A 24,949-nucleotide genomic window follows, 5' to 3' on the forward strand; every position below is an offset into this window, starting at 1 on the left:
CCGGCATCATGGCCGCTCTTGCGGAACTCCCCCCAGTACCTTACATACAAAGAAGCCCGCGGCGCTTGCCACGGGCTTCTTTGGATACGCTGCTTTTATTTAGCGTGCGTAGAATTCGACGACGAGCTGCTCTTCGCAGGTTACGGGAACCTCGGAGCGCTTCGGGCGGCGAACCAGGCGGGCCTGCAGGGCGTCAAGCTTGACGTCCAGGTAGGCCGGAACCTGGGGCAGGACGTCGCGGTGGGCGCCGGCTGCTGCAACCTGGAACGGCGGCATGGTCTCGCTGCGGCTGTGAACGTGGACCAGCTGGCCCTCGGAGACGCGGAAAGACGGGCGGTCAACGCGGATGCCGTCAACCAGGATGTGGCGGTGCACAACCAGCTGGCGGGCCTGGGCGATGGTGCGGGCGAAGCCGGCACGCAGCACGAGGGCGTCGAGACGCATTTCGAGCAGTTCGATCAGGTTTTCACCGGTCAGGCCCTTGGTGCGGCGTGCTTCTTCGAAGGCACGGGTCATCTGGGCTTCGCGGATGCCGTACTGGGCGCGCAGGCGCTGCTTTTCGCGCAGGCGTACGGCGTAGTCGGAGTCCTGCTTCTTGCGGGCACGGCCATGCTCACCGGGGCCGTACGGGCGGCGCTCCATGTACTTGGCGGCCTTGGGGGTCAGAGCAATGCCGAGTGCACGCGAAAGGCGTGCGGTACGGCGAGCACGAGTGTTATTAGCCACTTGTGTCCTTCCAATATCTGCGGTGTGTCAGTGTTACTGGCCTCCACGATGGAGAGCATCGGCCAACCGCTGCCTTTTGCTACTGGGCACAGGCGTAACCTCATCAAAGTGAATTTGTTGGGATTGCGCGTCCGTGCCTTGCCAGACAACGAACTATCCTACCATGATGCGGCTTGCCGCCCCGGCCGGGCCGGCTAACTGTCGCGGTTAGGTACGGGCGTGGACGCCGCGGCTGGTTTGCCGGCCGAAGGAAGCGGCGCCCAGGAACTCGACGGCGATGAACGGCTGGTTGCCCACCACCCACTCGTCGTGGCCCGGAGGCAGCGTATAGGTGTCGTTGGCATGGATCGTGGAACGGCCTCCGTCGGCGGTTTCCACTTCAAGCACACCGGAGACACAGAAGCCGAGGTGGTTGTGCTGGCAGAACTCGGTTTTTTCGAAGGGCTTGATGCTCTCCGACCACCGCCAGCCGGGGTCGAGTATCAACCGGGCCACCGAGTAGTCGTTGACCGTGACAAGGTCGAATTCCGCCTTGTCAGGGCAGCGCTTCTTGTCCGGAACGTCGAACGACTTCACGGACAGTGCAGTAACGAAGTTTGCGGACATGGGACACTACCTGGGAACTGGGGAAAGGACGCATGAACACTGTGTCAAACGAATTTCGGGGCGGCTGCCGACCTGAGGCCTGGGCGTACGAACAACCGGCATTTGTGCTGATGTCCCCCTCATGGCACGCACGTTCAACAGATCTGTGCTGACGTAATTCAACGTTAGCCCTCCACCGCCGGAAGTCAACGGGGCAGGGGTCGGCGGGGCATTTGGCGCGGCCGCCGGTGGTGACCTCTTCGCCCCGTCAGCCGCCGCGGATGATTTTCCGGAGCCGCTCCAGGCGGGTGGAAATGTCTCGTTCGGCGCCGTTGGCGGTGGGCAGGTAATAGTCGCGGCCCACGAGGTCGTCCGGCGGATACTGCTGCGTGGCCACGCCGTGCGGAGCGTCGTGCGCGTACTTGTAGCCCTTCCCGTGCCCGAGCTGTTTGGATCCCGGATAGTGCGCGTCCCGCAGGTGTGCCGGGATGCCGTTGCCCAGTCCCGCCCGGACGTCGGCCGTGGCCTTGTTGATGCCCATGTAGGCGGCGTTGGACTTCGGTGCCGTCGCCAGGTGGACCACCGCCTCTGCCAGCACGATCCGCCCTTCGGGCATGCCGATCAGCTGCACGGCCTGGGCAGCGGCCACGGCGGTCTGCAGCGCCGTGGGGTCTGCCATTCCGACATCCTCCGCAGCTGAAATCACGATCCGGCGGGCAATAAACCTGGGGTCCTCCCCTGCTTCCAGCATGCGGGCCAGGTAATGCAGTGCGGCGTCCACGTCGGAGCCGCGAATGGATTTGATGAAGGCGCTGGCCACGTCATAGTGCTGGTCACCGGCACGGTCGTACCTGACCGCGGCAACATCCAGGGCACGTTCGGTGTGCCGCAGTTCCACCGTTACCGGACCGTCGTCGGCGTCGTCAGCATCTCCGAAAGCCACCCCGGCGGCCGCTTCAAGCGCCGTCAGCGCACGGCGCGCGTCTCCACCTGAAAGCCGGACCAGGTGGGCCAATGCCTCCTCGCTGAGGTTCACTTTCCCGTTGAGCCCGCGTGCATCAGCGACAGCCCGCTGGACGAGTCCTTCGATGTCGGCATCCGTCAGCGGGCGGAGTGTCAACAGCAGCGAACGGGACAGCAACGGGGAGACGACCGAAAAGGAAGGATTCTCCGTAGTTGCGGCAACCAGCACCACCCAGCGGTTTTCGACGCCGGGCAGCAGTGCGTCCTGCTGCGCCTTGTTGAACCGGTGGATCTCGTCGAGGAACAGCACCGTGGTGGTCTTGTAGAGGTCCCGGGCAGTGAGGGCCTCGTCCATCACGCGCCGGACATCCTTCACGCCGGCGGTAATGGCGGAGAGTTCCACGAACTTCCGGCCCGGGCCTTTGGCGATCACGTGGGCCAGCGTGGTCTTCCCGGTTCCCGGAGGGCCCCACAGGATGAGCGAGGTCGGTCCGGCCGGTCCGGCGGAGTCGGCTCCGGCGCCGGCGGCCAGCTGCCGCAGCGGGGATCCTTGCCCCAGCAGGTGCTGCTGGCCCACCACGTCGTCCAGGGTCCGCGGACGCATCCGTACTGCCAGCGGGCTCCGTGGCTGCGTCCGGCCGGCGGCCAGCCCGGAAACCGCCGACGCGGACGGCGCCGCTGTCCCGCCGTCGTCGTCGTTATCCGGCCCCTGGCCAAAGAGATCATCCACATAGATAGGCTACTTCTAGTTCATGAAGCCACTAACAACGGAGAATCCCACGATGCCCGCACCAGAGTCCCGCGTGGCGTTCGTGTCGGGTGAGCGGCTTCCGGGGTGGGTGGCGCGATTTGCCGCAAGCCACGGCACAGTCGGGGTGGAAGAGCTCGACGGCGGGCTGCAGCTGTCAGCGGCGGACGGCGCCGTGGCGCTGCTCCAGCCGCCGTGGCCGCCGGACGGCCGGCCGGGCCGCGGCAGCGATGCGGTGGAACGGCTGGCGTCGCTGGCGGCACAGTCCCGGACGCTCGGCCTGGTGCTTGTCCGCCGCGGCGGATACTCCGTGGCGGCGGTCCGCGACGGCGCCGCCCTGGCCGCCAAGAGCGGCACCCGCCACATCCAGTCCAGAACGGCCGCCGGCGGATCATCCCAGCAGCGCTTCGCCCGGCGGCGCGCCAACCAGGCGGATGCCCTGGTGGAAGCGGTCGCGGAGCACGCGGAGCGGATCTTCGCCGAACAGCGGATCGAATACCTTGTGCCGGGCGGCGACCGCACACTCGCCGAGCAGGTCCTCGGCGCACCCGTGCTGAAACGCTACGCGGCGCTGAAACGGCTGCCGTTCCTGGACGTCCCGGATCCGCGCGCCGCCGTGTTGAAGCAGGCCGCGGCGGACGCCTGCTCAATTCGAATCACGGTGACCGATCCCGCTTAGGGCTTCCTACTCGTTGCCCACTCCTTCAACACGGGCTCTCAGGCTACTCAGGTAGGCCTGGCCGCCTGCGCGTTGCGTCCGCGAAAAGAACAAGTAATCACCACTCGTTTCTGCCGCCTATTCCCAAAGTTAGACTCGCCACATCAATTCGTCTCAGGTCTCGAATAAATGCGGGGGGTCGCTCAGTGAATACTTTAATCACTACGATCGCGCGGGTGTCACAACTGGGCATAGGAGCCACATATTCACCGCCCTTAGGCCAGTTCCATCGTGGGGGTGTGGTGTGATGAAAAAGTCACCTCGGATGACAACTCTCATTGCAGCGACGCTTTCGCTCTTGTTTACTGCCAGCTATTTCGCGCACGCGCCTATCGCAGCTTCAGCCGCCGAGCCTATCAATCTCGTCAAGAATCCCTCGCTGGAACTAGGCAACGGCCAGCCCACGTGTTTCAAACCCTCAGGCTGGGGCACCCCTGGCAAATGGTCGTTCGCCGAGGGGCGCAACGGTGGGCGCTCCTATAGCGTGACGGTCACCGGGTACACCCAGGGGGATCGCAAACTGCTGCAGACAGAGAGCGTAGACTGCGCCCCCAAGGTCATCCCGGGACAAACCTACGAGATGGGCATCTGGTACAAGTCCACCGCATCGGTGTCGCTGACCGTCTTCCGGCATACTGCCCAGGGGTGGAGCTACTGGGGCGACATCGAGCGGGAGGCGCCAGCGGTCGGCTGGACCCTCGCCGCCGCCGCTACTCCGGTAATTCCTGAAGGTACCGATCAAATTGCCTTCGGCCTTTCCCTCTCGGGAAATGGAACGTTAACCACCGACGACTATTCATTAGTTCAGAATGTCATCGATCAACCGGCCCCGAACACCGGGCAGCTTATTATTAATGGCAATCTGGCGTCCGGAACACAAATACCAACGTGTTTTAGCCTCGGCGGCTGGGGAAATCGCCAGTTGACCTCTTCGCTTTCCACCGATGTGCCCGCTAATTCGACCGTCGGCACCCGATCGTATGATCTGACAATTGCTTCCTACGTTTCCGGCGATGCAAAACTCATTCAGTCGGAGCAGGCCGGCTGCGCCCCCGCCGTCGTACCAGGAGCGCAATACGACCTCAAGGTCGATTACAAGACATCTGCCGTTCCGGGCACAAACCTCACGGTCTTCGCCCACACTGCAACGGGCTGGCAATACTGGACCGACCTGAAGACGTTGCCGGCCAGTGCAGCCTGGACTACGGCCCAGGCGCGGACACCGGTGATACCCGAAGGCGTTGACCGGATCTCCTTTGGTTTGTCCCTCAGCTCCAACGGCTCGCTGAAGACCACCAACTACTCAATGGTCAAGTACGACCCTGCGCCGCCGGTTGCCGGCGGACCTGAACTCGTGGGCTCGTGGGATGTCCTCACAACGCAGCTTCCCATCCGGGCTATTCATTCCACCCTGCTCCACGACGGACGGCTGCTGCTGATCGCAGGTTCGGGGAACGACGGGGCAGCCTTCACGGCGGGATCGTTCAAGGCCGTGATCTGGACACCGAGCACCAACGCCTTCAAGGACGTCCCCGTTCCCTACGACATGTTCTGCGCCGGCCACGTCACCCTGCCGGACGGCAAGGTCCTGCTGGCGGGCGGCACGTCAGCCTTCCCAGCCAACACTGACGGACCCACCGCCTTCAAGGGCGCGAAGCAGAGCTACTATTTCGATCCGGCAGACGACCAGTTCCACCAGATCGGTGACATGACCGGCGCCCACTGGTACCCGTCGCTCACCAAGCTGGGTAACGGCGACGTGTGGTCCGCTGGCGGAATCGACGACCAGGCCAAGGGAACCGTCCTCACGGAAATGTTCGACACATCGGCAATGGACTGGCTCCCGCAGAACCAGGTCCCGCAGACGTGGAGCTACTGGGGCACTTACCCGCACATGTTCCTGCTGGACGACGGCAAAATGTTCTACACGGGGGGCCACACGTTCGGTAATGGCCTGCCCGGCACCGGTGCCAGGGTGTACGACTGGACCTCGGCGCAGATGTGGGACGTACCGGGGCTGCGGCAAAAGGACATGAGGGACCAGGCCGGTTCCGTCTTCATCGGGCCCGCCCAGGACCAGAAGCTGATGATTGTGGGCGGCGGCAATACGGACGGAAACGCCCCGGCCATAAACCTCGTGGACATCATCGACTTCAAACAGGCAGCACCCGCGTACGTCCCCGGTCCGGATCTTCCCGGGCCCGGCAAGACTTACGTCAACTTGGTCAATCTTCCGGACCGGACGGTGCTCGCCGCGAACGGCGCTCAACTGAACCGCGCCGGCAACGTTCAAACCGCTTCCCTCTACAACCCCGTGAGCAACTCCTGGAAGGAAATCGGGGCTGATCCGGTGGGACGCAACTACCATTCGACGTCGATCCTGCTGCCCGACGGCAAGGTGGCTATCCTGGGTTCCAATCCGCTGGACAACTCCTTCGAGCTTCGGATCTCCGTCTACAGCCCGCCCTACCTGTTCAAAGGCACGCGCCCCACGCTCACTGCCGTCCCGGGATCAGCAAGCTACGGCCAGACCATCGAGCTGGGGGTCACGGGCAACGTTTCCTCCGCTTCCCTCATGTCGCCGATGTCCGCAACCCACCAGACGGACACCAACGCCCGCCTGGTAGACCTTCCCATCGCGGGAACAGGCGGCAGCCGCACTGCACAGATACCCGACAACCCGAACCTTCTACCGCCGGGACCCTACATGCTCTCAGTCCTCGATACGGATGGCGTTCCCAGCATCTCCAAGTGGGTGTGGATCTCATGATGAATCTCAGGAAAGTAACCCGGCGCACACCAAGCCGCGGCTGTCGCTGGACCACGGTGCTGGCCGCTTCAGGCCTTGCCGTGGCGGCGGCCGTGACATGGGGCGGCATGTCCGCCGCCTCCACCGTGGCGACGGTTAGAGCTGCCGCAAACCTGGCCGCGGCCCCGGCGGAACCGCTACCGCTACAGGGGTCAGTATCCGGCGGGAAATCCGACCCCGCACACCACGACTCCGCGGCCAGGCCGGCAGCCCAACCGGAAGCGCTTCCGGAGGTTGCCAGGTACGACGATCCGGCGGCAGGCCGCTCTGATGAAACGCACGGAATCGGCAACAAGGCTGAGGTTTCACTCAACCAGGCGGCAGGCTCCGAAGTGGGTCCGGCAGCGGGCGCCCGGCGCGACGGCCGGGACCGTTCCTCCGGCCTCGCGAAACAGGCGCCCGTTGACCCGGCCGCGGTGCTGGGCTCCGCGGAGCTCTCCCTTGGCGGCTGCCTGCCCCAGTACGGAGAGTCCGGCCAGTGCCTGCCCGCGGTTCCACCCAGCCAAAGCCAGCATCTCCAGGACATGAGGAGCGCAGGCCTTGATCCCGGTTCGATGGCCCACGACTGGAACTGCGCTGAAGTCCGCGAATACTTCCCGAATGGCATCGTCGTCCGGCAGGTAAGCGTCGACCCCCAGAAGCTGGACCCGAACGACGACGGAATGGCCTGCGGCCCGGCCGACTGACCACAGCGCTGCACCCCGAACCGACCGCCTGAGTTTCACCCACCAAGCCATTCGAGCCCGCCACCTTTCATTGGAGCTACCCCATGCCCGTTTCCGTGCTGGCCAGCGCCCTGGTCGTCCTGATTGCTTTGGCGTTGTTCGCCATTGCGTTGTCTACTCTGTACCTCAATACGTATGCGTGGTGGGATCCCAAGACCCAAATCCGCACGTCGTACTCGGGGCTGCAAGCCTCGGAATCGTGCTCCTTCTCGCTGATCATGCCGTGCAGGAACGAGCGGGAGGACGTGATGCGGGCAACTCTGTCTGCGCTCCTGGCCCAGACGCATTCCCGTAAGGAAGTAATCATCTCGGTGGGTCATGACGATCCTGAAACTGTTCAGACGGCACACAAGCTCGCCCGTGAATTTCCCGATTTCGTCCGGGTTAGCGTCGACGTCAGCGAAACCAAGAACAAGCCGCGGCAGCTCAACAAAGCGCTGTCCATGTGCCGCAACACTGTGGTGGGGGTGTTCGATGCTGAATCGATTGCGGCGAAAGAGTTGCTCGCACACATCGACAGCGTTTTTGCGGCCAAGAACGCAGACGTGGTCCAAGGAGCTGTCCAGCTCATCAACTACCGGGACACCTGGTACTCATTGCGCAATTGCTTGGAATACTTCACCTGGTTCAGGTCCAGACTGCACGCCCACTCCCGGCAGGGGTTCATTCCTTTGGGCGGCAACACGGTGTTCATCAAGCGTGAGCTCCTCAACGAAGTCCGCGGCTGGGACGGAAACTGCCTTGCCGAGGACTGCGACCTGGGTGTCCGGCTATCCACCCTGGGGCGGAAGATCGTCGTGGCGTACTCCCCCGAGCTAGTCACCCGTGAGGAGACTCCGGACACCCTGAAAGCCCTGGTGCGTCAGAGGACCCGTTGGTCGCTGGGATTTATGCAGGTTTTCGCCAAAGGTGACTGGAAAAACCTGCCAACCCGAAAGATGCGTGCAATTGCCTGGTGGACCCTGATGCAACAACATTTCATGGCCTTCGCCGGCGTCTGCATTCCCGTCGCCATCTTCGCAGCCGTCTGGGGAGGTTTTCCGCTCGTGGTCACGCTCATAGCTTTCCTTCCGCTGGTACCCACCCTGGCGACGATAGCCTTCGACATCTGCATGCTCCAGGAGTTTGGCCGGGACCATAAGTTCACCATTTCCTGGTACGACTACTTCCGGCTGATCGTCGGCACACCCATCTACCAGCTGGTCCTTGCATTTTCCGCCCTGCGGGCCCTTGTCAAGTTCATCCGGCGCGATTTCGGCTGGGAAAAGACCGACCATTCCGGATCCCATCTTTCTTACATTGATACCGCAGTTGCCGCCCCTGTCCGTCCGTAAGGTCATCTCGACCCTCCATAGGTTCATTGCAACAACCAGACTAAGAAGGAGGAAACCATGGCAGTCGCGGAGCTTGAACCGCCCCTTGCGGAACGCAAGGACAGCCCCTCACCCCAGCACCGGGGCCCGGGGCCCGACGCGCCTTTTTCCCTGACACAGCTTTCCTCCTGGGACCGCATCACTCTGTGGGTGCTTTCTGCTATGGCAGCAGTCCTCAGTCTGTGGAACCTGACGGGCGCACCCAGCTACCAGGACGACGAAGGAACCTATACGGCCCAGGCCTTCGCCGTCCAGTCCGGAAGCTTGGCCCCCTACACGTACTGGTATGACCACCCGCCGCTCGGCTGGATCCAGATCGCGGGCCTGAATTGGCTTCCCACAATGCTGGGACTGGGTGACGGCACCGCCATCGGCGCCACGCGGTATGTCATCGCCGCTTTCTTTGTTGCCAGCGCTCTCCTGCTATATATGCTGGCGAGGCGCATGAAGGTCCGTATCCCGTTTGCTGCGCTGACCACCGTAATTTTTGTCCTGTCCCCGCTCTCGCTCGTTCTGGGACGGCAGATTTACCTGGACAATATCGGTGTCCCCTGGCTACTACTGGCCTTCTACCTTGCATTGTCATCCCGTGACGCACTGTGGCACCACGTGTGCGCAGGGATCTGTTTCGCCGTGGCCGTCCTGTCCAAAGAGACCTTAGCCATTTTCGGTCCTGCCTTGCTGATGGCTCTCATGTACCGTCCGCGCTGGAGCAACCGTACGTTCTCCGTGGTTGGATTCCTCACGGTGGGAGGGCTGATGCTCGCCTTCTACCCGCTGTCGGCGCTGCTACGGAACGAGCTCCTCTCCGGCCCGGACCACGTGTCCCTCCAGGACGCTCTGTCGTACCAGTTCTTGGAGCGCTCAGGCTCGGGAACGATCTTTGAAGCCGGTTCGAGCCGCGCGGAGCTGTTGGCAGGCTGGCTCTACTTCGACAAGTACCTCATTGCTGCAGGCCTTGCAGCCGCCGTCCTCTGCATCCTGAGGAAGCAGTCCCGCGTCCTGACGGTGGCTATACTCTCCTTCGCCATCCCGATTGTCCTGGGCCAAGGCTACCTGCCGGCAATGTACATCATCGGAGTGATTCCGTTCCTTGCCCTGGCACTAGGCACTGGCGTCGATATCGCGTGGTCCGGGTTGGAGAAACTGGGTAAGAACCGGCCCCACCACCGGCGACCACTGCGGTCAGCGTTCGTTGCAGTTCTTTGCTCTGCACTGTTCCTCATGTCCGTGCCGCAATGGTTTGAACAGGACCGGGATCTTTTGACAGCCGAGACCAATGCGAACTGGCGGCAAACCCTCAACTGGGTTCAGGACAACGTCTCCCGCGATGACGTAGTCCTGGCACCCTACTCCATGTGGTACGACCTCAACTCCAGCGGTTGGAACGACGCCTGGACCATGATTGCAACGGAAAAACCGGACCTCGACAAGCAATTCGAATCAGTCCACCCCGGTGGTTGGCAGGAGATCGAATGGGTCATCGTCGGCCCGTCCGTGACGTCCAACATCGACAGCCTGGGCCTGAGCCGGGCAGCTTCCGCGCTAAAGCACTCTACGACTGTCCAATCGTTTGGCGAGTGGAGCATCCGCCGGGTCGATCCTCCGGCCTCACCGCAATCTACCGAGCGTTAGGAACTGGTGTAGTGAAACTTTCAGTGATCGTACCGACCTCCAACGAAGCGCCCAACATCGAGCAGCTCGTCAACCGTGTAGCGGCGGCCTGCCGGGCTCTGGATGCCGAGATCATCTTCGTTGATGACTCAACGGACAACACGCCCGAAGTCATAGGCCGCGTTGCCTCGGCTGCGCCGCTCCCGGTCCGGATGATCCACCGTCCCGCGCCGGATGATGGTTTGAGCGGGGCCGTCCTCCAGGGGCTGCTGTCGAGCTCGTCCGACTACTGCCTTGTGATGGATGGCGACCTCCAGCACCCGCCCGAGCTGATCCCGGTCCTTCTCGCGGAACTCGAAGGCGGCATTGCGGACGTAGTGGTTGCGTCCCGGTATTGCGGACAGGGAAGCAGCCCCAATGGATTAGGAAATGTTTATCGCCGCATAGTTTCCGGCGGTGCGTCGATGCTTACTCGTTGTCTGTTCCCGTCACGATTGCGCGGGTGTTCCGACCCCCTGACCGGCTTCTTCGTGTTGCGCCGCTCGAGGGTGGACTATGGCAGGCTCCGCCCTGGTGGCTTCAAGATACTCCTTGAGATTCTTGGCAGGCATCGCCTGGTCGTCTCTGAGGTTCCCTTCATTTTCGGAAAGCGCACCGCCGGCAGATCCAAAGCAGGCATCCGGGCGGGACTGAGTTTCCTCCTTCAGTTGATGCAACTCCGAGTCGGTCGAGCGGGAGTTTTCGCAGGCGTGGGCGCTGTTGGCGCAGTGCTCAACCTTTTGATCATGGGCCTCCTGTTAGGCGCGGGAGCACACTACGTTTTCGCGGCCATCATGGCTGCGGAGCTGACCATCGTGTCGAACTTCCTGATGCAGGAGCGGCTGGTTTTTGGCGCACTCCTGCACGAGGCAAATGCGCGGACCACCCGGTTCCTACACTCTTTCGGGTTCAACAACGCCGAGGCACTGCTGCGGCTGCCGGTTCTGATGGTCGCCGTCGAAACGCTCATGGTCAACAGCGTCATAGCGCAGGGACTGACTCTTGTGGCTGCGTTCACCCTGAGGTATTTCTTCCATTCCAAAGTGGTCTACCGGTCCAGGCCTGTTGCACCGGACTCGGAAAAGGTCAGTAAGCCATTCGTGAGCAAGGTGCAGAGCGACCCCGTCATGTAAGGGGTCCCACCCCCCCCGACCGTGGACTTCGTTTTGCTAAGACTGACCCGCCACGACGCTGGCCGCGCGGTCCGCATCCCGGCTGGCCGCGAGTTTGGCGATGTCCCGGCCCGCCCGGTACCCGAATACGAGGGCCGGCCCTATGTGCGAACCGTAGCCCGGATAGCCGCCGCCGAAAACGCTCACGGCGGCCGCGCCGACGGCAAGCAGGCCGGGGACTGCCGTTCCCTCCGTGGTGACAACTTCCGAATGCTCATTGACCCCCACTCCGGCAAAGGTGCCCAGGTCGCCCATCTGGATCTTTGCGGCGTAGTACGGACCCTTGCCGACCGGGGCCAGGTTCGGATTCGGCTTGTGCTCAAGGTCGCCGCGGAAGTGGTTGTAGAGGGTGGAGCCGCGGCCGAACGCCGGATCCTCGCCGCGCACTGCCGCCGGGTTGAAGTCAACCACGGTGGCAGCGAGGCCTTCGGCGTCGATGCCGAGCTTTCCGGCCAGTTCCGCCAGGGTGTTTCCCTTGACCAGATACCCGGTCCGGTAGAAGTAGCCGCGCGGCATCGGCCAGGGTTTGGCGTAGCCGATGCCTTACTTGTGCATCGTCTTCGCATCGCCGATCACGTAGCCAAACGTCCCGTCCTCGTCCTTGTTGTGCCGGATCATCGCGCCGCCGAAGTCGTGGTAGCTTAGCGCCTCGTTTCCGAAGCGCTTGCCGTGGCGGTCGACGGCGATCAGGCCCGGCAGCCCGATGGCCCGCAGGTGCGGGAACAGCCGTTCCTTGCCGTCCAGGTACTTGAAGACGGTTACCGGGGCCCACGAGCCCACGCTGAACACGGAGTCATCGATGTGCCCGCCGGCACTCATCGCCAGGGTGGCGGCATCCCCGCCGTGGCCCACTGTCGGCGTGAAGTGGTCGTCGCCGCCGGCGTCGTGCGGGAAGTACTGCTGCCGCAGTTCCCTGTTGCCCGAGAAGCCGCCGGCGGCGAGGATCACGCCCAGACGTGCTGCCACCGTGCCGGCATGCTCTCCCCCGAGGACAGCCCCGGTGACGGTTCCGGCGTCGTCACGGGTCAAGGCAAGGGCCGGCGAAGACTTCCACAACCGCACACCCAGGTCGTCGGCGCTCTTGACCATGCGGGTCATCAGGGCGTTGCCGTTGGAACGCAGGACCGGGCGCTTGTAGCGGGCGGCGCCGGCCCACGTGCGCAGCAGCTTCTTCGCCACATAGACGAAGGATTTGACCGATTGGTTCACATGGAAGAACTCGTTGATGTCGGGGCCCACCTGCGGCATGTAGCCGAACGCGGTGTAGGAGCTCATGTAGGGCTGCATGAGGAGCCGCTTCTCCCCCAGCACGCGGGCGTCGACGTCCTGCGGCAGGATGGCACGGCCGGACAGCTTCGCCCCGGGCAGGTCCATCTGGTAGTCCGGGGACTTTTCCGGGTAGGTGAACTTCACCTCGGTTTCGTTCTCGAAAAAGGAGATGGCCTCGGGGACGGTATCCAGGAAGTCCCTGACGCCCGCTTCGTTGAACGTCTCCGGGGCCAGGCTCTTCAGGTACGTCTCGGCGTCCTCGCGCGTATCGCCCTGGGCCACGCCGTGCTTGTTGCCGGGGACCCACGCCCAGCCCGCGGAAATGGCTGTGGTCCCGCCAAAGTACTGTTCCTTTTCCGCAACAATCACAGTCAATCCCTGTGAAGCGGCCTTCAATGCTGCGGCCATCCCGGCGACGCCGGAGCCGATGACGAGGACGTCACAGACAGTAGTGCTCGTGGTCGGTTTCTTGCTCATGGTTGTTGCCTTGCTCATCAATCCTGGCTCCATTCAGTCGGCTGCACGCATCCCCGCGGCGGCCGGTTGGAAGGCTAAACCCCCAGTAGACCCGGCGGCACCAGCACGCGGGAGGAGGATTACCATTGAGCGGGAATCCTGAGGAGGAACTGTGGCCAATTCCGCGTCGGGCGAGTCGATTATCGGCCGCTTCGTAAAAATCGTGAGCGCGTTCGACGACCGGCACACCTCCATGAGCGCCGCCGAGCTCGGGCGCAGGACCGGGCTCCCGGTCACCACCACTTACCGGCTGGTGAATGACCTGTTGCGGGAACGCCTCCTCGAACGCGAACCCGGCGGCGACATCCACATCGGAACCAGGATGTGGGAGCTGGTTTCCCGAGGGTCCAAGATGCTCGGTTTGAGGGAGGCGGCGCTGCCGTTCATGGAGGACGTCCAGGCGGTGGTGCAGCACTCCACCACGCTCGGCATCCTGGATTCGGACGAGGTGCTGTACATCGAGCGGCTCGGCTCGGACAAGACCATCGTGGACATCACCAAAATCGCGGGCAGGCTGCCACTGCACGCAACGTCTTCGGGCCTGGTCCTGCTGGCGCACGCCCCGACCGCCTACCAGGACAGCTTCCTGGCCCGGCCGCTGACCAAGTTCACCGAAACCACCCTCACGGAACCGCCCCAGCTGCGCCGCCACCTGGCCGAGATCAGGCAGCGGGGTTTTGCCGCCATGCCGGGCGTGATCGTGCCCGAATCCAGCGGCATCGCCGTACCGGTCTTCGGGCCCGACAACACCGTCCGCGCAGCGCTCAGCGTGGTAGTGCCGCGCAACGAGGAGAACACAGCCGCCCGCGTCCCCGTCCTGATGGCAGCGGCCCGGGGCATATCGCGGGCCCTCGGCTGGCGGGGCGAGCTGAAGGGCACTCTTCGCCAGAGCCACTAAGGACCACGATTTCCGTTCATCGGGAATCATGTGGTTCCAGTCACACCGCCCCTGCGACTCTGGCTAGGTGCAGCAAGGAAGCTGCACGAGTTACGAGGAGCACACCACATGAACACCACAGCGAACCGAGTGGCCGGCAAGACCGCAATCGTTACTGGCGGCCGCGGCGACCTGGGCAGCGCCACCGCCGCCCTGCTGGCCGAGCACGGCGCAAAAGTAGCAAGCCTGGACGTCGCCGGGATCCCGGCTGGTGCGGCGCACCGAAACATCAGCGAGTACGACGTCGATGTCACCAGCGAGGAGAGCGTCGCCAACGCCATCCGCCGGGTCCGGGACGAACTGGGCACGCCGGACATCCTGGTCAACGCCGCCGGAATCATCGGCCCCGCCGGAGCCTCCCACACCGCGTCGGTCACGGACTTCGACACGATCTTCAACGTCAACGTCAAGGGCGTCTGGCTGATGACCAAGCACGTGGTCCCCGGCATGATCGAAAAGGGCACCGGCAGCATCGTCAACTTCTCCTCCATCCACGGCATCACCGGCGGACGGAATGTGCCGCTGTACCACGCCACGAAGGGCGCGGTCCGGCTGCTGAGCAAGTCCGACGCCGCGGCCTACGGAAGCCACGGCATCCGCGTGAACTCCATCCACCCCGGCTCCATGGACACGCGGATGAGCCGCCGCTCGGCCGAGCAGTCAGATGTCGGCGCCGAGGCCTACTACAAGCAGCTGGTGGGCTCCAACCCGCTCCCCCGCCAAGGTAAGCCGGACGAGATCGCCTACGGGGTGCTGTACCTGGCCTCCGACGAATCCCGCTTCACCACGGGCTCCGAGCTCGTGATCGACGGCGGCTACACCGCCGTCTGATCCGGCCCTGCGCCATATTTCATCCTCCTGAAAGGCAACACCCATGAAATTCGTCAATGGCAACCCGGCGGAAAGCTACGACGTCGTCATCGTCGGTTCCGGCGCCGGCGCCCTGACCGCTGCGGCCACCGCGGCCCGTGCCGGCAAATCCGTCGTCGTCCTCGAGAAGAGTGCCCTGCTGGGCGGGACCTCGGCCGTCTCCGGCGGCATGCTGTGGGTGGCAGACAACCACCATGCCCGCGAGGCCGGCATCACGGATTCCAAGGAAGCGGCCGCAGAATACGTGCGCGCCGTGGCCCGGGGACGCGGCCGCGATGAACTGCTGGCCGCGGCTCTGAACTATGGGGACCAGATGCTCCGCTTCGTCGAGGAAGAGTGCGGGCTCGGCTTCATCTTCCTGGACAACTTCCCCGACTACCGCCAGGACCTGCCCGGTGCCGTGGAAGGCGGCCGCACGGTGGAGCCGGAGCTGTTCAACAGCCGGGAGGCCCTGGGCGGCCTCAAGGAACACGTGCGTAGCGACGGCCGCGCCCCGTTCACCATGCAGGAATACGAAAACTGGGGTGCGTTCACCAAGTTCCCCTGGGACGACCTCAACCGGCGCCAGGCCGACGGGCTGGTGGCCAAAGGCCAGGCCCTCGTGTCCATGCTGCTCGCCAGCCTGGTCCGTGACGGAGCAGCGCTCGTGACCGGGGCACGGGGACACCGGCTGCTTACCGACGGCGGCCGGGTGACCGGCGTCGAGCTTGAATCCGGTGAGGTGTTCCACGCGAACGACGGCGTGGTGCTGGCCACCGGCGGCTTCGAATGGGACAAGGCACTGGCCGACTCAATGCTCGCCTCGCGGCTCTACACGATGTGCTCGCCGCCCTCGAACACCGGCGACGGCCTGCGGATGGCCCAGCGGATCGGCGGCCAGACCCGCGGCACCAGGGAAGCCTGGTGGGCCCCGATGTCAGTCACCGGCGACACCCGCGACGGGCAGCCCATCGGCACCCTGCTGCGCTTCGAACGCCAGGGCCCGGGATCGATCATGGTGAACCGGCACGGCCGCCGCTTCGCCAACGAGTCGCAGAACTACAACGACCTCGCCCGGAGCCTGCAGTCCTGGGACTCCGCCGCGAACCGGACCCTCAACACCCCGGCCCACGTGATCGTGGACCACGCCTACATGGAGCGCTATGGCATCCTGGCCCACCGCGCCGGCCAGCCCACTCCCGGCTACCTGATCGAGGCGGCGACACTGGAAGAACTTGCCGCAAAGATCAACGTTCCCGCGGAAAACCTCAGCGCAACGGTGGCGCGGTTCAACGAATACGCCGTGAACGGCGAAGACCCGGACTTCGGTCGCGGCGAAAGCGCGTACGACAAGTACTGGGGCGACGAGGAGAACCTGTACCCGAACCCGTCCCTGGGTCCGCTGCAGACCGGACCCTTCTACGCCATGGAAGTGGTCAACGGCGCCTTCGGCACCAACGGCGGCGTGGCCACCGACGGGCTGGCCCGCGTGCTCGACGTCGATAACCAGCCCATCGAGGGCCTGTTCGCCGCAGGCAACACCACCGAAAACGCCTACGCCGCGGGCTACCCGGGCGCGGGCGCCACCCTTGGCCCGATCATGACCATGGGCTACCTCGCCGGGCGGACAATCGCCGGCCAGTCCGCGGAGTACAGCGCGGCAGAACAGACAGAATCCACATCAGAACTGGTAGGAGCCTGAGATGATCCGCCACACCGTACTCTTCAAGTTCAAACCGGACTTCCCGCCCGCCGACAAGCAGGCATGGATCGCCGGACTCAACAGGATGACCGGGAACATCCCCGGCATGCTCAGCCTGAGCCACGGCCAGGACGTGCTCAACACGGAGCGTTCCTTCGACTACGCCATTGTGGCGGACTTTGAAACGGTTGAGGACATAGCGGTGTACAACACGCATCCGCTCCACGAGCCGCTGAAGGCGTACTCGTTCCCCAACAGCCAGCAGATCCTCTCGGTGGATTTCCACCTCGGGGACCCCGCGCCGGCGCCCGCTAAGACACCGACGTCTTAAGGAGACCCCCATGCAGTCCGTATCCCCAACCCATTCCGCAGCACGCCCGACCCAACGCAAGACCCCGGGCAAGGCCGCCCTGGCGTCATTCCTCGGCAGCACCCTGGAGTATTACGATTTCTTCATTTACGGGACCGCGGCCGCGCTCGTGTTCCCGCACCTTTTCTTCCCGTCTGCGGACCCCGCCATCGGCCTGATCGGCGCCTTCGCAACCTTCGGCGTCGCCTACGTGGCACGGCCGGTGGGCGGCCTGGTCATGGGCCACTTCGGCGACAAGCTGGGCCGGAAAAAGATCCTGCTGCTGACCCTGGGCATCATGGGTCTGGCATCCTTGGGAATCGGGTTCCTGCCCACCTATGAGCAGGTGGGCGTCTGGGCGCCCATCCTGCTGGTGACCGGCCGGCTGGCACAGGGCTTCTCCGCTGGCGCTGAATCGGCGGGCGCCTCCACCCTCACGCTCGAGCACTCGCCGGAGGGCAGGCGCGGCTTCTTCACCAGCTTCGTGATGACCGGTTACGCTTCCGGCATGGTGCTGGCCACCCTGGTCTTCATTCCGGTCACCGCCCTCCCGAAGGACGCGATGATGACCTGGGGCTGGCGCATCCCGTTCTGGCTCTCCATCGTGGTGCTGGCCATCGCCTACTGGGTGCGTACGCACCTGGACGAAACACCCGTCTTCGAAGAGGCACAGGAAAGCCGGCAGGTCGCCCCGATGCCCATCGGAGAAGTGCTCCGCTTCCAGGCCACCGACGTGCTGCGCGTCGTCGGGATGTCCATCATGTCCGTAATGCAAACAATCTTCACGGTTTTCGGACTGGCATACGCCACGTCCACGGCAGGTTTTGACCGGGCCTCCATCCTGACCGTCAACGCCGTCGCTATCGGGCTGTCCATGTTTGCCATGCCACTGGCGGCACGGCTTTCAGACCGGATCGGCCGCCGGCCCCTTCTGCTCACCGCAGCCTTCGGGTGCTCCGCCACAATCTTCGTGTATTTCCTTGCACTGTCCTCCGGCAACATCGTCCTGGTGTTCCTGGCGGCGTTCCTGAACATGACCGTGCTGTACTCGGGATTCAACGGAATCTGGCCCTCGTTCTTCGCCGAACAGTTCGCCGCCCCGGTCCGCTACACCGGGATGGCGCTGGGAAACCAGCTGGGACTCGTCCTGGCCGGCTTCGCCCCGATGATCGCCGGCATGCTCCTGACCCCGGGTGTCACCGGATGGGTTCCCGTTGCTGTCTTCGGCACAGCCTGCATGCTCGTTGCGGCCGCCTCCGTGTACTACTCCCGCGAGACGTTCAAAACGCCGATCGAGGAACTGGGCGCTCCCTACTTGGCCAGAACGGCGAAACGCAGGGAAATGCACAACGCTTGAATACCTTGAAGGTTCCTAGCACCCGGTCAGGTGGCGCTTGGGACGCTCCTGGCGGTAGTAGTAGCGGCCGGCTTCCGTGAACCCGGCCTTTGAGTACAGCTCCCGGGCGCCGGCATTGGCCGCCGTGACCAGCAGCCAGTAGCTGCCGAGGCCCCGGGTGTCGCCTTCACGCAGCAAAGACTGGAGAACCCGGGTTCCGTAGCCGCGGCGCCGGTTTTCCCGGTGGGTTGCCATGCAGTACAAGCCGCCCGCCCCGCCGGAAGGAAGAGCAAGGCGTCCGACGGCGGCGGGAACGCCGCCGTCGTCGCGCACCAGTGCGTATAGCGACTGACAGCCCCGGAGGATGCTGCGGGCGGTACCGAGGGAATCGTCTCCGCCGCGGCCGTCCACACTCCACCAGAGCCGCAGCCACTCATCCGACGGCTCAGCGGAAAGCTCGACGCCGGTGTCCCGGGGCGCGGACCCGCCGGCGTCGCGCACCAGGATCAGGGTTTCGGACTGCCGGGTGAAGCCTTCCTCATCGAGGACAGCGTTCAGCGCGGCACTGCGGGGGTCGTCAAAGACCTGGAAGATCACAGGGAGCCGGCGGCTGCGGTACCAGGTCCTGGCTTCCCGCAGTGAAGCCAGCCGGCTGTGGTTTGTGCCGTCAGGTTCCGAGCGCGGCCAGATCGAGTTGGCCCGCTGGGTGACGCCGTCCGCAGCGCGCAGCACCCAGCCGCCGGCCTCCTCCCGGTCAGGGCTGGGCCAGGCCGCATCCATCAACGTTTCCAGGGAGGGCAGTGCCGCCAGGGCGGGCATGGCCTGCCGTTCCATGGGACTCCTCACTGATTTGTTTGTGGGAAAGCCAAGGCTCCCCGGTTTCCCGGAGAGCCTTGGCTGGCAGTTCACGCTACTTTGCTGCGTCCTCGGGGTTTTGGGGTACAGCCGTTGTCTTCTTGGCCTCCGGCTTGAAGTCGACGCCGGCCTCCTTGCGCTGCTGCGCGGTAATCGGCGCGGGAGCCTGGGTCAGCGGGTCGTAGCCGCCGCCGGACTTCGGGAAGGCGATGACGTCGCGGATCGACTCCACGCCGGCCAGCAGTGCCACAACGCGGTCCCAGCCGAAGGCGATGCCGCCGTGCGGCGGAGCGCCGAACTTGAAGCCTTCCAGGAGGAAGCCGAACTTCGTCTCGGCATCGGCTTTGTCCAGGCCCATGAGCTCGAAGACCCGCTCCTGGACGTCACGTTCGTGGATACGGATGGAGCCGCCGCCGATTTCGTTGCCGTTGCAGACAATGTCGTAGGCGTAGGACAGCGCGGACTCGGGGTCCTGGTCGAATGAATCCATGAACTCCGGCTTGGGCGAAGTGAAGGCGTGGTGGACGGCCGTCCACTTGCCGGCACCGACTGCCACGTCGCCAGAGGCCACTGCGGCGGCGGCCGGCTCGAACATCGGTGCATCCACCACCCAGCAGAACGCCCAGTCAGCGGGGTTGATCAGGCCGGTGCGGTGGCCGATTTCAACGCGGGCGGCACCGAGCAGTGCACGGGAGGGTGTCTTCTCGCCGGCGGCGAAGAAGATGCAGTCCCCGGGCTTGGCACCGACGGCGTCGGCCAGGCCGGCACGCTCGGTTTCGGTGAGGTTCTTGGCCACGGGACCGGCCAGTTCGCCGTCTTCCTTGAAGAGGACATAGGCGAGGCCCTTGGCTCCGCGCTGCTTGGCCCATTCCTGCCAGGCGTCCAGGGCACGGCGTGCCTGCGAGGCGCCGCCGGGCATGACCACGGCACCGACGTAGGGTGCCTTGAAGACGCCGAAGTTGGTGTCCTTGAAGAATTCGGTGAGTTCGGTCAGCTCCTGGCCGAAGCGGAGGTCCGGCTTGTCCGAGCCGTAGCGGGCCATGGCGTCGGCGTAGGTGATGCGCTGGATGGGCGTCGGGATTTCGACGTCGATCAGCTGCCACAGGGCTTTGACGATGTTTTCGCCGAGCGAAATGATGTCGTCCTGCTCCACGAAGCTCGCTTCGATGTCCAGCTGGGTGAATTCCGGCTGGCGGTCGGCACGGAAGTCCTCGTCGCGGTAGCAGCGCGCGATCTGGTAGTACTTTTCGAAGCCGCCCACCTGCAGGAGCTGCTTGAAAAGCTGCGGGGACTGCGGCAGGGCGTACCAGGAACCCGGCGCGAGGCGTGCGGGGACGACAAAGTCACGGGCGCCTTCCGGCGTCGACCGCGTCAGCGTGGGGGTCTCGATCTCAACGAAACCGTCCCGGTGGAGCAGCTCGCGCGCCACGCGGTTGGCCTCGGAGCGCAGGCGCATGTTCCGGGCGGGGCCCGGGCGGCGCAGGTCGAGGTAACGGTGCTTGAGCCGTGCTTCCTCGCCCACCTCGACGTGCTCGTCGATCTGGAAAGGCAGCGGTTCAGAGGTGTTGAGGATGGTCACCTTCTCGGCGATAACCTCGATCTGGCCGGTGGCCAGGGCCGGGTTTTCGTTGCCCTCCGGTCGCTGCGAAACCGTACCGATAACCTGCAGCACGTACTCATTGCGGAGTCCGTGGAAAACCTCTTCTTCGCGGACTACCACCTGGGAGACGCCTGAGGCGTCGCGAAGGTCAACGAATGCCACACCACCGTGATCACGACGCCGGCCCACCCAGCCGGCCAGGGTTACGGTTTGTCCAATGTGCTCGGAGCGAAGGGATCCGAGGTCATGTGTGCGCAGCACAGCACGCCTTTCTGAAGGAGACAGCAGGAATACAGAGATGATGTTGAATGGGACCGTTACGGGAACAGTCCCGTACGAGTTTACCCGTTGGAGAGGCTTTCCTTCCGCCATGCAGACCCATCAACGGCTTCAGCGCCGGCTCGGCGTGTTCGATGCAACCGCTATCGGACTTGGATCCATGCTCGGCGCCGGTGTATTCGTCGTCTTCTCCCCTGCCACCGCACTGGCCGGCCGGCTCATGATCGTCTCTGTGCTGATCGCCGGCGCGATTGCCTACTGCAATGCCGTTGCGTCCGCCCAGCTCGCCGCCAAATACCCGGCCAGCGGCGGGACCTATGTCTACGGCCGCAAGCAGCTGGGCGAATGGCCGGGCTTCATTGCCGGCTGGGGTTTCGTCACCGGAAAGACTGCATCGTGCGCGGCCATGGCCCTGACTTTCGGACATTATGTGGCACCGGACTATGCCACGCCCCTGGCTGTCGCCGCCGTCGCAGTGCTCACGGCGGTCAACCTCATGGGCATTACCCGTACGGCGCTGTTGACCAGGATCCTGCTCGGCATTGTCCTGGCCACCCTCGTCTTCGTTGCGGTCGCGGGCCTGACTGGACCCCACCCGGATCCGGGCGCCTCGGCGCAAAGCCCCGGCAATGCCTGGGGCATCCTTCCGGCCGCCGGGCTGATGTTCTTCGCCTTTGCCGGCTACGCACGGATCGCCACGCTGGGCGAAGAGGTCAAGGATCCCTCCCGTACCATTCCGCGGGCAATATTGGCCGCGCTGGCCGCCGCTTTCGTGATCTACCTGGGACTCGCCGCGCTGTTGCTCTGGCATCTGTCCCCGGGACGACTGGCTGACTCACTGTCACCGCTGCTGGACGCCGTGGCCCTCTCAGGCTTCAGCGCGGGTGGCCCTTTTGTCCAGGCCGGAGCAGCCGCCGCGTGCCTGGGAGCGCTGCTGGCTCTCATCACCGGAGTGGGCCGCACGGCCCTGGCCATGGCCCGGGAGCGGGACCTCCCGGCTGCCCTGGCCCGGGTGCACGGACGCCACACGGTGCCGGTCGCCGCCGAACTCTCGGTGGCCGCTGCCGTGATGCTCCTGCTTGCCACCACCGATGTCCTCACCGTGGTGGGCTTTTCCAGTTTCGGCGTGCTGATCTACTACTCGGTGACAAATGCCGCCGCCTTCACCTTGGCCGAGCGGCCGGGAAGCGCACCCCGCTGGCTGAACGCTGCGGGCTTCGCCGGCTGCCTCATCCTGGCCTTCACATTGCCGCTGGGCTCCGTGGCGGGCATGGTGGCCGTCCTGGCCACCGGCGTCGGCGGCCGGTTCCTGGTGCTGAAGTTCCGGAAGCGGCCGCCTGGGGCTTAAGGCCGCTTAGGCCTTCACGATCCGGACGTGCAGGTCCGCGTCCGACGGCGTCCAGCTGGCCGGATCGGCGTCTGCCTGCTCACCCGAGCGGATGTCCTTGACCTGGTGCCTGCCGTCGTCGTCCGTGAACCACACAAACGGGATGCCCCGGCGGTCGGCGAATTTGATCTGCTTGCCGAATTTGTCAGCTTTGGCGGCCACCTCGGTGGAGATTCCGCGGCTGCGGAGCTGGGCGGCGACGTCCTGCGCCGCGCCCCAGCTGTCGTCGTTGGTCAGGGCGACGAGCACTGCTGTGGGCACTGCACGGGTGGCCTGGGCCAGTTCCTGGCTCAGGATCCTGGAGACAAGGCGTGTCACTCCGATGGACAGGCCGACGCCCGGGAACTTCCGGTTTCCCTTGCTTGCCAGCGCGTCGTAGCGGCCGCCGGAGCAGATGGAGCCCAGCTGCTCATGGCCCACCAGGACAGTTTCCACCACGGTTCCTGTGTAGTAGTCGAGGCCGCGGGCGATGCTGAGGTCCGCCACCACTTTGCCGGGCGCACGCTCCGCCGCTGCGGCGATGACCTGTTCCAGCTCGTTCAGGCCTTCCTCCAGCAGTTCGTCCTTGACGCCCAGGGCACGGACCTTGTCAACGAAGGACGTGTCCTCGGTGCGGATGCCGGCCAGGCTCAAGGCAGCCTGCGCCTGGTCCTCCGAGGCTCCCAGCTCGGTCTTCAGCAGCTCGGCCACCTTGGCGGGACCAATTTTCTCGAGTTTGTCGATGCTTCGCAGGACTCCTGCGGTATCCGTCAGGCCGATACCGCGGTAAAAGCCCTCGGCCAGTTTGCGGTTGTTAATGCGGAGGCGGAAGTCCGGGATCGGAAGGGCGCTGAGGGCTTCGGCGATCACCAGCGCGATTTCGACGTCGTAGCGGAACGGAAGCTCGCCGTCGCCCACGATATCGATGTCCGCCTGGGTGAATTCACGCGCACGGCCCTCCTGGGGACGCTCACCGCGCCACACCTTCTGGATCTGGTATCGGCGGAACGGGAACGACAGGTAGCCGGCGTTTTCCACGACGTAACGGGCGAACGGCACCGTCAGGTCGAAGTGCAGGGCCAGGGAGTGGTGCTCGCCCTTGGCGGCCCGGGATTCTTCTTCGTCCTCCTGCAGCCGGCTGAGGCCATAGACCTCTTTGTCGATCTCACCCTTACGGAGGAGCTGGCCCACCGTTTCCACTGCACGGGTCTCGATCGAGGAGAAGCCGTGCAGCTCAAAGACGCGCCGAAGCGTGTCCAGCACATGGAGCTCCACCAGCCGCTCCTCGGGAAGCCACTCGGGGAATCCGGACAGGGAGGCGGTGCGTGCCATGGTGGATTTTCTCCTCAGGTAACAGAAGGCTGGAGTCCGCTGCCCGGTATTCCGGTTCCGCCATGTGATCAAAAAGCGGCGGGTAAGGGCGGGAGTCCAGCCAGTCATGCATAAACTATGTGCGGCAGTCAGTTTATGCTTTCGGCGCCCGCAACTCTAATGGGGCGGCCGGGAACATCGCCTGCCGCTTGCTGCCGGACACCGGACGTCGCCACTGGCCCGTTCGGGGGTGCGGCCCGACAACCAGGAGGACTTTTGGCGGCCAGTTCACGGAGCGCCCGCGAAGCAAAGCGGCGCATCCTGCAAATGGAAGCAAAGCGCGAGCTGCGGCGGCAGCAGGAGAAGCGCCGGAAGCGCGACAACGTGGTCGCCGCCGGTGCGGGCGCCGCAGCGCTGGTCCTCGCCGTCGTCCTCCAACTGACTGTCTTCTCGAGCAATCCGACGGAAGACGAATACGCCGCGGCACAGGCCGGCCTGACCAGCCCGTCAGCCACTCCGACGGCTCCGGCCACGAATGCCGCCAACATTCCCAGCCCGGAGACTGCGGCGGGCAAGGTCTTCAGCGGCGAGCTTAAGCTCAACAGCGGCGCCCTCGGCGTCGAACTGGACGGGACCAAGGCGCCGCAGGCAGCCGCAGTCTTCAAATCGCTTGCCGACGAAAACTACTTCAACGGGATCAGCTGCCACCGGCTGACGACCGGCGAAACGTTCGGCGTCCTGCAGTGCGGTTCAAAAACCGGCGACGGGCAGGGTGACCCCGCGTACACGTGGGGTCCGTTGGAGAACACGCCGGCAGACAACGCCTATCCGGCAGGGACCATCGCAGTGGCCCGCACCAGCGGCAACGCCTACGGGAACGGCACCCAGTTCTTCATCGTTTACAAGGACACGGTCATTCCGTCCGATGCGGCCGGCGGGTACACGGTGGTGGGCAAGGTGACCTCCGGCCTCGATGTGGTGGCAAAGATCGCCGACGGCGGTATTAAAGCGGGCGGAAGCGCAACAGACGGCGCTCCTGTGGAACCAGTCACGATAGACTCGTTCTCTCTGAAGTAACCAGCCCCGGCCTCCACGCTGCGGGTGCAGG

Annotated in this window: 19 protein-coding genes and 1 pseudogene; 13 read left to right on the forward strand and 7 right to left on the reverse strand. The window is 64.6% G+C overall.

Annotation, left to right across the window (positions count from 1 at the left end; all coding sequences use genetic code 11):
* Positions 1-99: 99 nt before the first annotated feature.
* From rpsD to Q8Z05_RS19515, 3 genes are all read right to left on the reverse strand, one after another.
* Positions 100-726: a 30S ribosomal protein S4 gene (rpsD, locus tag Q8Z05_RS19505; protein WP_078027880.1), complete on the reverse strand. Its 627-nt coding sequence runs from the start codon at positions 724-726 to the stop codon at positions 100-102.
* A gap of 207 nt (positions 727-933) precedes the next feature.
* Positions 934-1,332: a cupin domain-containing protein gene (locus Q8Z05_RS19510; RefSeq protein ID WP_305941195.1), complete on the reverse strand. Its 399-nt coding sequence runs from the start codon at positions 1,330-1,332 to the stop codon at positions 934-936.
* A 247-nt stretch (positions 1,333-1,579) separates the two neighbouring features.
* Positions 1,580-3,004 (reverse strand): replication-associated recombination protein A, encoded by a 1,425-nt coding sequence (locus Q8Z05_RS19515; RefSeq protein ID WP_305941196.1) that lies wholly within the window; start codon positions 3,002-3,004, stop codon positions 1,580-1,582.
* A 52-nt stretch (positions 3,005-3,056) separates the two neighbouring features.
* Here Q8Z05_RS19515 and Q8Z05_RS19520 point away from each other — a divergent pair, with 52 nt between their 5' ends.
* The 6 genes from Q8Z05_RS19520 (at position 3,057) to Q8Z05_RS19545 (ending at position 11,433) form a co-directional block, all read left to right on the forward strand.
* The gene (locus Q8Z05_RS19520; RefSeq protein WP_305941197.1) at positions 3,057-3,701 is read left to right on the forward strand and encodes an acVLRF1 family peptidyl-tRNA hydrolase; all 645 of its coding nucleotides are present in this window, start codon (positions 3,057-3,059) and stop codon (positions 3,699-3,701) included.
* A 304-nt stretch (positions 3,702-4,005) separates the two neighbouring features.
* Entirely contained in the window at positions 4,006-6,510 is a 2,505-nt protein-coding gene (locus Q8Z05_RS19525; RefSeq protein WP_305941198.1) for a galactose oxidase early set domain-containing protein, read from the forward strand.
* Positions 6,507-7,235, forward strand: coding sequence for a hypothetical protein (locus Q8Z05_RS19530; protein WP_305941199.1), 729 nt, complete (start codon positions 6,507-6,509; stop codon positions 7,233-7,235). Before Q8Z05_RS19525 ends, Q8Z05_RS19530 begins: the two co-directional genes overlap by 4 nt.
* 83 nt (positions 7,236-7,318) lie before the next feature.
* Entirely contained in the window at positions 7,319-8,608 is a 1,290-nt protein-coding gene (locus tag Q8Z05_RS19535; RefSeq protein WP_305941200.1) for a glycosyltransferase, read from the forward strand.
* Positions 8,609-8,665: 57 nt separating this feature from the next.
* Positions 8,666-10,282, forward strand: coding sequence for an ArnT family glycosyltransferase (locus tag Q8Z05_RS19540; RefSeq protein ID WP_305941201.1), 1,617 nt, complete (start codon positions 8,666-8,668; stop codon positions 10,280-10,282).
* A complete protein-coding gene (locus Q8Z05_RS19545) occupies positions 10,228-11,433 on the forward strand; it encodes a glycosyltransferase (protein ID WP_305941202.1) in 1,206 nt (401 codons plus the stop codon). Before Q8Z05_RS19540 ends, Q8Z05_RS19545 begins: the two co-directional genes overlap by 55 nt.
* 36 nt (positions 11,434-11,469) lie before the next feature.
* Here the strand turns inward: Q8Z05_RS19545 and Q8Z05_RS19550 are convergent.
* Positions 11,470-13,251 (reverse strand): annotated as a pseudogene (locus tag Q8Z05_RS19550) (FAD-dependent oxidoreductase).
* A 118-nt stretch (positions 13,252-13,369) separates the two neighbouring features.
* On the opposite strand from Q8Z05_RS19550, the gene Q8Z05_RS19555 reads away from it, so the two are divergent.
* The 5 genes from Q8Z05_RS19555 (at position 13,370) to Q8Z05_RS19575 (ending at position 18,451) form a co-directional block, all read left to right on the forward strand.
* Positions 13,370-14,155: an IclR family transcriptional regulator gene (locus tag Q8Z05_RS19555; RefSeq protein WP_305941203.1), complete on the forward strand. Its 786-nt coding sequence runs from the start codon at positions 13,370-13,372 to the stop codon at positions 14,153-14,155.
* 108 nt (positions 14,156-14,263) lie between these two features.
* On the forward strand, positions 14,264-15,025 hold the full coding sequence (locus Q8Z05_RS19560; protein WP_305941204.1) for an SDR family NAD(P)-dependent oxidoreductase: 762 nt from the start codon (positions 14,264-14,266) through the stop codon (positions 15,023-15,025).
* Between the two features lie 43 nt (positions 15,026-15,068).
* Entirely contained in the window at positions 15,069-16,745 is a 1,677-nt protein-coding gene (locus Q8Z05_RS19565; protein ID WP_305941205.1) for an FAD-dependent oxidoreductase, read from the forward strand.
* 1 nt (position 16,746) lies between these two features.
* Complete coding sequence (locus Q8Z05_RS19570; RefSeq protein WP_305941206.1) at positions 16,747-17,076, forward strand: Dabb family protein; 330 nt, start codon at positions 16,747-16,749, stop codon at positions 17,074-17,076.
* 10 nt (positions 17,077-17,086) lie between these two features.
* Complete coding sequence (locus tag Q8Z05_RS19575; RefSeq protein WP_305941207.1) at positions 17,087-18,451, forward strand: MFS transporter; 1,365 nt, start codon at positions 17,087-17,089, stop codon at positions 18,449-18,451.
* Between the two features lie 15 nt (positions 18,452-18,466).
* Here the strand turns inward: Q8Z05_RS19575 and Q8Z05_RS19580 are convergent, their stop codons facing one another.
* Complete coding sequence (locus Q8Z05_RS19580) at positions 18,467-19,264, reverse strand: GNAT family N-acetyltransferase (RefSeq protein ID WP_305941208.1); 798 nt, start codon at positions 19,262-19,264, stop codon at positions 18,467-18,469.
* A gap of 76 nt (positions 19,265-19,340) precedes the next feature.
* Positions 19,341-21,146: an aspartate--tRNA ligase gene (gene aspS / locus Q8Z05_RS19585; RefSeq protein WP_305941209.1), complete on the reverse strand. Its 1,806-nt coding sequence runs from the start codon at positions 21,144-21,146 to the stop codon at positions 19,341-19,343.
* 109 nt (positions 21,147-21,255) lie between these two features.
* Here aspS and Q8Z05_RS19590 point away from each other — a divergent pair, with 109 nt between their 5' ends.
* On the forward strand, positions 21,256-22,512 hold the full coding sequence (locus Q8Z05_RS19590) for an APC family permease (protein WP_305941210.1): 1,257 nt from the start codon (positions 21,256-21,258) through the stop codon (positions 22,510-22,512).
* 6 nt (positions 22,513-22,518) lie between these two features.
* Here Q8Z05_RS19590 and hisS read toward each other — a convergent pair whose 3' ends face one another.
* Positions 22,519-23,862, reverse strand: a complete 1,344-nt coding sequence (gene hisS / locus Q8Z05_RS19595) for a histidine--tRNA ligase (RefSeq protein WP_305941211.1) — start codon at positions 23,860-23,862, stop codon at positions 22,519-22,521.
* A 255-nt stretch (positions 23,863-24,117) separates the two neighbouring features.
* Between hisS and Q8Z05_RS19600 the strand changes: the two genes are divergently transcribed.
* Positions 24,118-24,918 (forward strand): peptidylprolyl isomerase, encoded by an 801-nt coding sequence (locus tag Q8Z05_RS19600; RefSeq protein WP_305941212.1) that lies wholly within the window; start codon positions 24,118-24,120, stop codon positions 24,916-24,918.
* Positions 24,919-24,949 lie beyond the last annotated feature (31 nt).

This window comes from Arthrobacter oryzae (assembly GCF_030718995.1).
GTDB classification, from domain to species: domain Bacteria; phylum Actinomycetota; class Actinomycetes; order Actinomycetales; family Micrococcaceae; genus Arthrobacter; species Arthrobacter oryzae_C.

Coding starts and splice junctions, on each gene's coding strand:
- Q8Z05_RS19575 (WP_305941207.1), top strand. CDS start 17,087: ATGCAGTCCGTATCCCCAACCCATTCCGCAGCACGCCCGACCCAACGC.
- Q8Z05_RS19520 (WP_305941197.1), top strand. CDS start 3,057: ATGCCCGCACCAGAGTCCCGCGTGGCGTTCGTGTCGGGTGAGCGGCTT.
- Q8Z05_RS19570 (WP_305941206.1), top strand. CDS start 16,747: ATGATCCGCCACACCGTACTCTTCAAGTTCAAACCGGACTTCCCGCCC.
- Q8Z05_RS19590 (WP_305941210.1), top strand. CDS start 21,256: ATGCAGACCCATCAACGGCTTCAGCGCCGGCTCGGCGTGTTCGATGCA.
- Q8Z05_RS19525 (WP_305941198.1), top strand. CDS start 4,006: ATGACAACTCTCATTGCAGCGACGCTTTCGCTCTTGTTTACTGCCAGC.
- Q8Z05_RS19565 (WP_305941205.1), top strand. CDS start 15,069: ATGAAATTCGTCAATGGCAACCCGGCGGAAAGCTACGACGTCGTCATC.
- Q8Z05_RS19535 (WP_305941200.1), top strand. CDS start 7,319: ATGCCCGTTTCCGTGCTGGCCAGCGCCCTGGTCGTCCTGATTGCTTTG.
- Q8Z05_RS19560 (WP_305941204.1), top strand. CDS start 14,264: ATGAACACCACAGCGAACCGAGTGGCCGGCAAGACCGCAATCGTTACT.
- Q8Z05_RS19580 (WP_305941208.1), bottom strand. CDS start 19,264: ATGGAACGGCAGGCCATGCCCGCCCTGGCGGCACTGCCCTCCCTGGAA.
- Q8Z05_RS19540 (WP_305941201.1), top strand. CDS start 8,666: ATGGCAGTCGCGGAGCTTGAACCGCCCCTTGCGGAACGCAAGGACAGC.
- hisS (WP_305941211.1), bottom strand. CDS start 23,862: ATGGCACGCACCGCCTCCCTGTCCGGATTCCCCGAGTGGCTTCCCGAG.
- Q8Z05_RS19510 (WP_305941195.1), bottom strand. CDS start 1,332: ATGTCCGCAAACTTCGTTACTGCACTGTCCGTGAAGTCGTTCGACGTT.
- Q8Z05_RS19530 (WP_305941199.1), top strand. CDS start 6,507: ATGATGAATCTCAGGAAAGTAACCCGGCGCACACCAAGCCGCGGCTGT.